General features: G+C 30.4%; 6 protein-coding genes. All 6 read right to left on the reverse strand.

The features are described 5' to 3' along the window. Window positions 1-95: 95 nt before the first annotated feature. The 6 genes from ACODR7_RS21395 to ACODR7_RS21420 all read right to left on the reverse strand — a co-directional run bounded on the left by ACODR7_RS21395 (window position 96) and on the right by ACODR7_RS21420 (window position 3,506). The gene (locus ACODR7_RS21395; protein WP_488842282.1) at window positions 96-632 is read right to left on the reverse strand and encodes a thermonuclease family protein; all 537 of its coding nucleotides are present in this window, start codon (window positions 630-632) and stop codon (window positions 96-98) included. 120 nt (window positions 633-752) lie between these two features. Beyond that, the gene (locus ACODR7_RS21400) at window positions 753-1,355 is read right to left on the reverse strand and encodes a hypothetical protein (RefSeq protein WP_488842283.1); all 603 of its coding nucleotides are present in this window, start codon (window positions 1,353-1,355) and stop codon (window positions 753-755) included. A gap of 273 nt (window positions 1,356-1,628) precedes the next feature. Next, window positions 1,629-1,934 carry a hypothetical protein gene (locus ACODR7_RS21405; protein ID WP_488842285.1) on the reverse strand — a complete coding sequence of 102 codons (306 nt, stop codon included), beginning with the start codon at window positions 1,932-1,934 and terminating at the stop codon, window positions 1,629-1,631. A gap of 138 nt (window positions 1,935-2,072) precedes the next feature. Continuing rightward, a complete protein-coding gene (locus ACODR7_RS21410) occupies window positions 2,073-2,327 on the reverse strand; it encodes a hypothetical protein (RefSeq protein WP_488842286.1) in 255 nt (84 codons plus the stop codon). A gap of 155 nt (window positions 2,328-2,482) precedes the next feature. Continuing rightward, window positions 2,483-3,121, reverse strand: a complete 639-nt coding sequence (locus tag ACODR7_RS21415) for a hypothetical protein (RefSeq protein WP_488842288.1) — start codon at window positions 3,119-3,121, stop codon at window positions 2,483-2,485. A 49-nt stretch (window positions 3,122-3,170) separates the two neighbouring features. Beyond that, window positions 3,171-3,506, reverse strand: a complete 336-nt coding sequence (locus ACODR7_RS21420; RefSeq protein WP_488842290.1) for a hypothetical protein — start codon at window positions 3,504-3,506, stop codon at window positions 3,171-3,173. Window positions 3,507-4,244 lie beyond the last annotated feature (738 nt).

A 4,244-nucleotide genomic window follows, 5' to 3' on the forward strand; every position in this document is an offset into this window, starting at 1 on the left:
ATTACAAAGATACAATGACTAAACATTCCCCCCAACTTTTGAGACTGATCCCTTAATTGACCGTTTTCATTTCTTACTACTTATCAGATTAAACACTAACCTTCTATGAATGCCGCACCTTTTATTTTTGCTCCGTTTTTAGCAGCTTCCATTTTTTTATTATTTCTAAGCTCTCGTCTCATTTTGCGGTAGTCCCAGGGAGCGAGAGCATTACTATCCTGCCACAGACCCATTTTTTTAAGCTTTGCAGTTTCCTGAATTTTGCCCAGAGAAGCATCTTTTGAATAGGAAAAATACCACCATCCTAATCCTGCTTTGATAAGCTCTTTGGAAAGGTATTTCCCATCGTCATAATAGACCTTCGCAATGGATCTTCCATAACGGTCTGTGGTGGTTTCAACAAAACTTACCGTTTTCCCGAATACCTGAGCAGAAGTAAACTTTTTGGCATTTTTACCAAACGCCTGCCCATTTTCCGGACAGTCGACTTCAGCCAGTCTTATTTTTTTTTGTTGATTGCCTTTAAGCAATAAAGTAATGGTGTCTCCGTCTGAAATTTTGATCACTTTTCCGGTAGTCTGTGAGAATAGAAATACAGGGAAGAGTAAGTACAGCAGCATTAATCGTTTCATGGGGCAAATATAGGGATTAGTAAGGCTTGTTTAATTAAAAAACCTCGCAAAATGCGAGGCTTTTAGACTTAAGGTCTTTTGCTTTATTTTTCAACAAAGTCCGAGAACTTACGGAGCGAACTATTCAACATCCAATACTTTATGAACATCATTAAAATTATACCATCTTTCTTTTTTACCAGGATAATAATAGTATAATTGATCCAAATATGTATCTTCTTTAAGAAAGATAGTACCTTTATTTATTGGTATTATATAATTATCTAAATTGTTAATGAAACTAATGTATTGACTGTAATTGTATTTAGTTTGTGAAGAAATGGTTTCGCATAGTATATTTTTATTGTCAACTCTATTAGCATCATCACTGACACGCCCTCTGCTTGAAACATATTCACTAATCAACTTATTATTAAAAAAAGCTGCTAATTTTTGAGCATCAATTGCAACGAAAAATAAATACCCTCCTTTTTTTAACACTTGAAATAATTCATATAAATCTTTAGTAGAATTATTAGATTTTTTTCCAACTCTAAGTTCATCAAGAGTCAAAAAATTCTCTCTACAAAAACACTTTTTAGCAATTAAAAACTGTTGAAATGCTAAACTATCCTTTTTTAAAAATGTCTGTAATTTTTCATATCTGGTATTTCCAACAGTAGTTTGTCCCCAAACTATCACATTAAATAGCAAAAAAACTACAACAATGAATACTTTTTTCATCACTTACTTTGTTTATTATTTCTATCTGCAACGTACAAGTAAACAACTTGAGCATCCTTTAGATATTGAATTAAGTTATTTGTTTTTTTTCACTTCAAAGTTGGGAGGCTTTGCAGAGTGAGAGAATCTTAAAAAGCTAAATCATCTACATAAATATTAAACCCCGTCCTTTTTAAAATTTCTAAAGATCTGAAAAAACAACCAGTTCCCAATGCTTTTTCTAGATCAGCTGCTGAATTGATATGCAAATGAAATTCACTCATATTATTATTCTTACTTACATCGATAACTACTCATTTTATTAATCATAGTTCCATAAAGAACAATCCCATCTGGCTCATTATAATCTTCTTCAGTTAAAACATAATCTACAATAAATCGGGTTTTATATAAAGTTTTTTTTATATCAGCTCTATTATCAATATTTATAGTCAGTGTAATTTCAGATTTTTCTAATTCTTCTAAAATAGTAGATTTGGCTTCAGGTTTAACCTTCAGCAATAATTTATCATTGACAATTTTGTTATTTCTAGTAAGATCTAGATAATCTATTTTAATATTATTTAAAAATACCTCCATTTTTATTTACCAAATTATTTTATTTCATAAACAACCTTACCCTTAGGATCTTGTCCAGCAAAGTCTGCAATTTTGTATACAACAAAACTTGTAAAACTGTTAAGTTTATTGGTATCAGCTAAAAACAAATGTATTAACTCAAAAGTTGGGTTCTAAACCCCATTTATCTTGATAATCCAGCTTTTCAATTTTCTCAGAATTTTTTATAGTCATTTCTAAAGAACCTTTTGGTTTTATTATTGAGTCTCCATCCAAAACTTTATCCCACCAATCTCTATAAAACACTATACTATCTTTATTGCCATACACCAGAAATACTATGTTGTGATTATGATAATTAATATACTTTTTGCCAACTATTGATTTTATATCCTTATCTCTAATTTCATCCAAAAAACTACCTTTGTTTTTGCAAAAAAATAATTTTTTATAAAAAAACTAATGCAACAAAGATTAAAATTATTAATAAATTTTTATTTCTACTCATTAAAAAAATAAATTCATATTCTTACAGAAACAGTTTCTAACAGATTATATTTTTAATACTATTACCAGCTAAATGGCATCGCTACATACGTATTTTCAAAAATATTTAAGGGCAAATCTTCGGTTATTTTTAAGCAGTTTTTGTCACTCTTCACAATACAGACTTTCAGTAATTCTCCATGATGATGGTAGCCATTTAAGACCAATGTCTGAATACCATCAGTATCTAAAATCCTGATAAGCGTTCTAAATTTATCTCCTGTATCTGTTAATTCCAGAAAACTTAAATCAATATCTTTAAAAGAGATATTCTCATCGGTCACAATCTGAAAAAAGCGTTGTCCGGTATCATATGCAGTCAGGCCTTTAAATTTTTCATCTGCAGTTATAAGATTGGTTTCCAGGCAATCCAGATATACCTTTCGCTCTCCTGACAGGTAATTTCGGGTGTGCAGCTTAGCCTCTGGTAAGAACTCAATATCATTTCTCCTGAACGCTCTTTTCCATTCATCTATTTTTACTAAAATATCTTCATCTGCATACTCCCATAAAAACGAATAAACTTTTTGGTCAGGAAGAAAATTATCCACTTGAATTCCGTCTTCCTGGTTATAAAACAACCAGAAACTATCATAGTTCAATTCACTATGTTTAAAAAAATTGGAAAGGTAATAATGATGAATATCTCTATATTTCTTCATAAAACATTAATGTTTTTTTTGGAAGGTATTTCATTTTTCGCCGGAATAATTATAACTCCCAACAAACAATATTGACAGGTAACGAAGAATAAGTTTCAACAAAAGCATCATGATCAAAACGATAAAAATAAAAGTCTTGCATATTAATCTCAATTTTATGGATTTTAATTTCCAGATGCATAAAAAATGTAACAAACACTCTCATAAAATCATTGATATTAAGTACTACACTCTCGTCAGCATATAATCCTCCATTGATCTGATTACCAGAACAACCACCTCCCCAATACACACAATGATGTTCAATAAAAGAAATAAAGCAGTCAACCAGATTCTCCGACAAATCTTCATAAATTACAATTTTAAACTCAAATATATCTTTCATTAATTCTTATAAATGAATCCCAATTAATCCTTTATTCATTTTTTTCGGCATCATAATCTGAGCGCTGTGTTTATTGATTTTGTCGTAGTAATAATAATTAACATTATAAATTCCATTTATGTAGTCTCTATCAGAATTATCAGAAAAATATGTTCTAAATTCTCTGTTATTCTTAAAATTCTCAAAAAGCTCAGGCTCTACCGTAATCATATAATTATCTTCCATAAAAGGTTTATAATCACCATAATAAATATAACCAATGTGCTTATTTGCAGTATTAATGCTGTATATCCGGGAATCTTCAGTCCATTCTTTTTTTAACGACCATTGATTTGGGTAAACTCAGTGATGCATTTACAATAGTGTGACTTACAAATTCCTGATTCTTACAGCAAGAAGACATCACCATCAAAAAACAACAGAACAGAGGAAAACAAGCTCCTGCTTTCCAGGCTGTTTTTTTTATATTTCGGGATAAGAATGTTTAATGTGAACAAAAAAAACGAAAATTCTTTCATCATTTTTAATTGGGCTAAATCAATGGTTATTAACAGGGTAAAGTTAATAAAAAAGGGTGCATAAAAAATTAATTAAAAATTATACTTCATTTTCTTTTTTTATTAAAAAAAGAATCGCAACTTTGCAGCCCTAAAAACGATGTAAAATTCGTTATTGATGACCCTTTCGGGGCGTAGCGTAGTCCGGTCATCGCGCCTGGTTTGGGACCAGGAGGTCGCA

The sequence above is a fragment of the Chryseobacterium sp. FG46 genome (genome assembly GCF_057809135.1).